Annotated in this window: 2 protein-coding genes; both read right to left on the reverse strand. The window is 35.9% G+C overall.

What is annotated here, in order from left to right; all coding sequences use genetic code 11:
• Positions 1-830: 830 nt before the first annotated feature.
• On the reverse strand, positions 831-1,424 hold the full coding sequence (locus tag PT287_RS09995; RefSeq protein WP_277134665.1) for a replication protein: 594 nt from the start codon (positions 1,422-1,424) through the stop codon (positions 831-833).
• Positions 1,425-1,479: 55 nt separating this feature from the next.
• Positions 1,480-1,626, reverse strand: a complete 147-nt coding sequence (locus PT287_RS10000) for a CopG family transcriptional regulator (RefSeq protein ID WP_277134666.1) — start codon at positions 1,624-1,626, stop codon at positions 1,480-1,482.
• Positions 1,627-1,841: the final 215 nt, after the last annotated feature.

The following is a 1,841-nucleotide window of genomic DNA, read 5'->3' on the forward strand; positions in this document are numbered from 1 at the left end:
TCATTCACTCCCAACTTTTTAATTCCAATTTTTAGTTAATAACAGCAGCAAGAAGAATGCTCTCCTTGCTGCCTGAATTCCCATGCTCTTGGTTCTGTTACGGGTCAACTCCTTAAAACTCTCCTATGGGCTCTAAAAACGTCTCTCAGACGTTTTAAAACCCCATACGGATAATTTACCGTTGACCCTTCAATCTGCTTCTAAGTCACCCAAACTATTAAATAAGCATTTTCTACTTAACCAATATTGCACTATAACCAGACCAATTTTTAACTACATCAAAATTAAACCTTGTTCATTCAGCAAAATTACAACTTCTTTCAAAAATCCTACTACGTTAAATCTCTAAACTCTTCTCCCTTTTGCTTCTAAAAATAGAGTTTTCACAATCTAATAGTGAAGAGCATAAGGGAAACTGCTATCACTTACCTTTGGTAAGTTGATAGTTTGGCGGTGCCAAACGGTTTCTAGCAAATAGGGGGTGATACCACTTTTTTCAAAAAAATACACGTACGTGTATGCTGAAAAAGCCTGATATAACAGCATTTCTATTTTAAAGTTTGTGAAAATACACGTACATGTATGTTTTTGTACACGTACGTGTAGCTCTAAAAGTGCTGATATTAAAGCATTTTGACACGTGCGTGTATTTTAAACTTTTGCCATTTTTACTAAAATTTAGCTATCAAAAAACTAAATCTTTTATCCAAAAGCTTTCAAACAAAACCCAAACCAAATACTTTATTTTTCTAATTTCATCAAATTTAGCTAGACCAATTAATTAGACCAACCTAAAATAAAAAGCATCTTTTAAGATGCTTTCTTTTTATCTATTTTTCTTTTTCGGCAGAATATCTAACTGACTTAACATACTGTCCCATCACAAACGCAGAATCATCACACAGCGACTGAAACCAATCATCAAAATGCTTTACCCTCGCATATCGTAACAAATCCGCAAACTCTGTAATTCCTTGGTCATCTACAAAATCCATCATATCCTTGATACGCTTATATCTATCAGCCTTTTTCTGTGAAGCCGTCTCCAGATATTGTTGGGGATCCGCTCCGCAGTGCCCCACAATATCTGACGGCTTATACTGATGCTTCTCTGGATTATCTATGTGTGCAAAATATCGCACCATGCCAACAACATTCCTACACGGCTGAGGAATAGGCGCATTCAATTCATCAGCAATTTCTTTTATTTGTCTAAATGACTTATCACTACCAAACATTAACAAAATATGCCAATGTGCCTTTTTAACAGTATTATCTGGATTTTTATCCTTATCATGACATGGACTTTCTATCCATGCAACATGCATATTACTAATTACTTGACGCCAATTTTCCGGTGCTGAATCAGGATAAATAACTAAAGTCCACTTACGCGAACGTCTTTCTTTTTTCTCTTTTTCCATGCTATAATAGCCTCACAATCATTAGGCCGCATATGCGGCTTTTTTTATACTCAAATTAGGCTGGAAAGCCTTGCATTTGTCTCAAAGCCAAAGCAATAACGGACGATTTAGTCATCCCAGTTTCACGAGCAAATTTATTCAAATTTTCAATCTGATTATTCGTTAAAGACACCGTTAAACGACTCTTGTTTTCAGCCAACATAAAAATTACCTCCTATACATTCGCAAAACAGTATAGCACTTTTACTTACTAGGTGCAACACTAATGTAACTTTTGAGCCTTGAGCCTTGAGCTACATAGGGGGGACGTCGTAGTAGTCCCCCCAATTTAAAATTCAACTCATTCACTCCCAACTTTTTAATTCCAATTTTTAGTTAATAACAGCAGCAAGAAGAATGCTCTCCTTGCTGCCTGAA

It is taken from the genome of Lactobacillus sp. ESL0679 (genome assembly GCF_029433515.1).
Classification (GTDB): domain Bacteria; phylum Bacillota; class Bacilli; order Lactobacillales; family Lactobacillaceae; genus Lactobacillus.

Excerpts from the sequence above, each read along its gene's own strand:
- PT287_RS09995 (WP_277134665.1), bottom strand. The coding sequence starts at position 1,424 with ATGGAAAAAGAGAAAAAAGAAAGACGTTCGCGTAAGTGGACTTTAGTT.
- PT287_RS10000 (WP_277134666.1), bottom strand. The coding sequence starts at position 1,626 with ATGTTGGCTGAAAACAAGAGTCGTTTAACGGTGTCTTTAACGAATAAT.